Consider the following 3,483-nt stretch of genomic DNA (forward strand, 5'->3'; position numbering starts at 1 on the left):
TACCCACCCCGCGTCCCCGGTGCCGGCCGGCAGCGCCACGTTGACCGCGGCGCCCTCGCCCGGGCCCGCCCCGGTCTCCTGCGGCCACCCGGTCTGCGGGAACAGCGTGCCGGGGTGCTCGTGCAGCGAGATCGTCAGCACCCGCGGGTCCTCCCAGAACGCGGCCTGCACCCCGTCCCCGTGGTGCACGTCGACGTCCACGTACGCGACCCGCTCGGCCCCCAGCTCCAGCAGCCGGGCGATGGCGAGCGCGGCGTCGTTGTAGATGCAGAATCCCGACGCCCCACCGGGCATGGCGTGGTGCAGCCCGCCCGCGAAGTTCACCGCGTGCCGGACGTCGCCCCGCCACACCGCCTCGGCCGCGCCCACCGACTGGCCCGCGATCAGCGCGGACACCTCGTGCATCCCGGCGAACGCGGGATCGTCGACCGTCCCCAGCCCGTACGACCCGTCCGCCCCCGCCGGATCCGCCGACGCGGCCTTCACGGCGTCGATGTAGTCCTCCCGGTGGACCAGCCGGAGCGTCGACTCGCCGGCCGGCTTCGCCGCGACGACCTCCAGTTCCCGGTCGAGCCCGAAGGCACCGACCAGCCGGCGGGTCAGCTCCAGCCGGACCGGATCCATCGGATGGTTCGGACCGAAGTCATAGCCCGTTACTGCCTCGTCCCACATCAGCTGTGCGCGGCCGCTCATGCCCGCCACCGTATCGGTCAGGTTGAGCCGCGAACGACCTGGCGTACCCCAGTGTCACCAGGACCAACACCATCGGCACGAGCATGGCCCCCCGGTAGCTCCAGGCGTCCCCGAGCGCCCCCACCAACGGCGAACCGATCAGGAAGCCCACGTAGTTGAAGATGTTGAGCCGCGCGATCGCCGCATCCGAGGCGTGCGGGAACAGCCGGCCCGCCGCGGCGAACGTCTGCGGCACCAGCACACACAGCCCCAGCCCCAGCAGGGTGAACCCGAGCATCCCCGCCCAGGCGCCGGGCGCCGCGGCCACCACGGCGAACCCGCCGGCCGCGACCAGCGCCCCGAGCCGGACGACCGCCGCCGCCCCGAACCGCCGTACCCCGAGGTCCCCGAGCGACCGCCCCACCAGCGTGGTCACCATGTACACGTTGTACGGCACGGTCGCCAGCTGCTCCGAACCGCCCAGCACGTCCTTCAGGTACTTCGCGCTCCAGTTGGAGACCGTCGAGTCCCCGATGTAGGCGAAGGTCATCACCAGGCACAGCGGGAGCAACAGAGCGAAGACGACCGTCCCGCCCTCGCCGCTCCGCTCCCCCGCCGGCGCCGGCTCCCCGTCGACGTACCACCGGCTGCCCGCCAGCGCCGCGGGCAGCAGCACGGCCACCACCGGCAGGTACGACACCCACAGCGCCAGGTGCCAGTGCGCCCCGGCCCAGGCCAGCGAGGCCCCGATGATCCCGCCCAGGCTGTAGACGGCGTGGAAGCCGAGCATGATGCTGCGCCCGTACGACCGCTGGAGGCTGACGCCGAGCATGTTCATGGAGGCGTCCAGCGCCCCCACCGCGAGCCCGAACACGCCCAGTGCCACCGCGAGCCCGAGCACCTGTCCGTGCCCGCCCGCTCCGACGCCGAGCAGCGCCAGCAGCACCACCGGCTGGGACCAGCGCAGCACCCGGCTGGGCCGCACCCGCTTCACCAGCTGCTCGGTGGTCACGCTGCCCGCACCGGCGAGGACGGGGACGGCGGCCAGGAAGACCGGCAGCAGCGCGTCGGAGACGCCGTACCGGTCCTGGACGGCCGGGATACGCGTCACCAGCAGGGCGAACGCGACGCCCTGGGCGAAGAAGCCGAACGCCAGCGAGGCCCTGCCGCGCCGCAGCACATCTGTCATGGCGGCGAGAGTAGGGCCCCGGGCTACCTGTGGGTAGATCCAGCCAAAGATGAATCTGCCTCAACTTCGGCCGTGCGGCTCCGCGTTCAGGCGGCGACGGCCAGCGGGGGCCGCTGCTCCCGGCCGGCCTCGACCTCGGCCTCCAGCATCCCCTCCATCGGCCCGACGGCCAGCCCGCCGCTGACCACGAACCCGATGGCCATCGCGACGAACATGATGACGGAGCCCAGCCACACCATGGTGTCCACCGGGATGGTGTACGCGCCCACAGCCCGCACGACGCACTCGGCGAACAGCACCAGCCCCCACACCACGGAGAACGCGCGCTCCTTGGACCGGAAGGCCGCCGACCCGGCCGCCGAACCGGACACCAGCCGCTCCCAGGCGGCCTCCTTGGCCGCGTCCCCCTTCACCAGGAAGGGCTTCATGCCGGCGGTCATCATCGGCTTGCCGAGCGCGACGGAGACCAGGATCCCGATGGCGATCGTGCTGCTGACCGCACTGTCCTTGGCCAGCATCAGCCGCGGGTCGCCCGAGACGAAGGTCAGCAGCAGCGAGACGACGTTCACGACGAGGATGAGACCCGCCAGCGCATTGGTCGTGCGCTCCTTCACCAGCCCCCACACCGTCCGCACCGCGGGCACCACGCTGCTCCAGGCCAGCGCCGCGAAGGTGCTCATCCCGAACGCGTCCTTGAAGAGGTAGTACGAGCCGAGCGGCACCGCCACGTCGATGAGCAGCGGCTTGAAGTTGTCGAGCGTGCTCGGCCGGCGGTCCTGGTTCCCCGTGTTCTTCGTCATGCCCTCAGCTTCCCGTGCGGGCGGGGCCCCGCAGTAGGAACGATCGTCCGGTGCTCCGCATGACAAATGTCAGTGCGGACCCCCGACCTGGGTCATATCAGCAGGTCAGCCAACTCGCCCATGTCCGAGAAGAGTTGGCCGGCCCCCGCGAGCTTCGCCGCGGGTGTCATGGCGGTGAACCCGTGGACGTCCATCCCGGCCGCCACGGCCGCCTGTACGCCCAGCGGGGAGTCCTCCACGACGACACACCGCTCGGGCGCCACCCCCATCCGCCGGGCCGCGTGCAGGAACAGGTCCGGGGCCGGCTTGCCCCGCCCCACGTCCTCCGAGCTGAAGATCCGCTCCTCGGGGAACCACCGGTCGAGCCCCGTCGTACGGTGTCCGACCCGGATCCGCGCATGACTCCCGGAGGAGGCCACGCAGTACGGCACTCCGTGCGCGGCCAGCTTCTCCAGGACGCCGGTGGCTCCGGGCACGGGACGCAACTCCCGCTCGAACGCGGCGAACACGCGCCGGTGGAAGACCTCGTCGAACTCCGCCGGCAGCCGCTGTCCCGTCCGCTCCAGGATCAGCTCGTGGATCCGGTGCATCGCGGACCCCATGTAGTCGCGGATCGAGTCCTCGTAGGACGTGGGGTGCCCCAGCTCGGTCAGATAGGCGGCCAGCAGACGGTTGGATATGGGCTCGCTGTCCACGAGAACACCGTCGTTGTCGAAGATGACAAGGTCGTAGCGCATGAAGCAACCCTAAACGCAGAAAACCCCCGCACCGGAGTGCGGGGGTTTCCCGGAATGATTGTTCGGCGGCGTCCTACTCTCCCAC

4 protein-coding genes are annotated in these 3,483 nt (G+C 71.2%); all 4 read right to left on the bottom strand.

What is annotated here, in order from left to right; all coding sequences use genetic code 11:
• Positions 1–693: arginase family protein (locus IE312_RS39010; protein ID WP_502266960.1), on the bottom strand; the 693-nt coding region annotated here is incomplete at its 3' end.
• Entirely contained in the window at positions 644–1,861 is a 1,218-nt protein-coding gene (locus tag IE312_RS05885) for an MFS transporter (protein WP_189978943.1), read from the bottom strand. The genes IE312_RS05885 and IE312_RS39010, both read right to left, overlap by 50 nt.
• A gap of 86 nt (positions 1,862–1,947) precedes the next feature.
• Complete coding sequence (locus IE312_RS05890; RefSeq protein WP_189978944.1) at positions 1,948–2,661, bottom strand: VC0807 family protein; 714 nt, start codon at positions 2,659–2,661, stop codon at positions 1,948–1,950.
• Between the two features lie 92 nt (positions 2,662–2,753).
• On the bottom strand, positions 2,754–3,398 hold the full coding sequence (locus IE312_RS05895; RefSeq protein ID WP_189978945.1) for an HAD family hydrolase: 645 nt from the start codon (positions 3,396–3,398) through the stop codon (positions 2,754–2,756).
• Between the last annotated feature and the right edge of the window lie 85 nt (positions 3,399–3,483).

It is taken from the genome of Streptomyces capoamus (genome assembly GCF_014654935.1).
In the GTDB taxonomy this organism is placed as follows: Bacteria; Actinomycetota; Actinomycetes; order Streptomycetales; family Streptomycetaceae; genus Streptomyces; species Streptomyces capoamus.

Bases quoted from the DNA above. Each gene is read 5' to 3' on its own strand.
- IE312_RS05895 (WP_189978945.1), bottom strand. From the start codon at position 3,398: ATGCGCTACGACCTTGTCATCTTCGACAACGACGGTGTTCTCGTGGAC.
- IE312_RS05885 (WP_189978943.1), bottom strand. From the start codon at position 1,861: ATGACAGATGTGCTGCGGCGCGGCAGGGCCTCGCTGGCGTTCGGCTTC.
- IE312_RS05890 (WP_189978944.1), bottom strand. From the start codon at position 2,661: ATGACGAAGAACACGGGGAACCAGGACCGCCGGCCGAGCACGCTCGAC.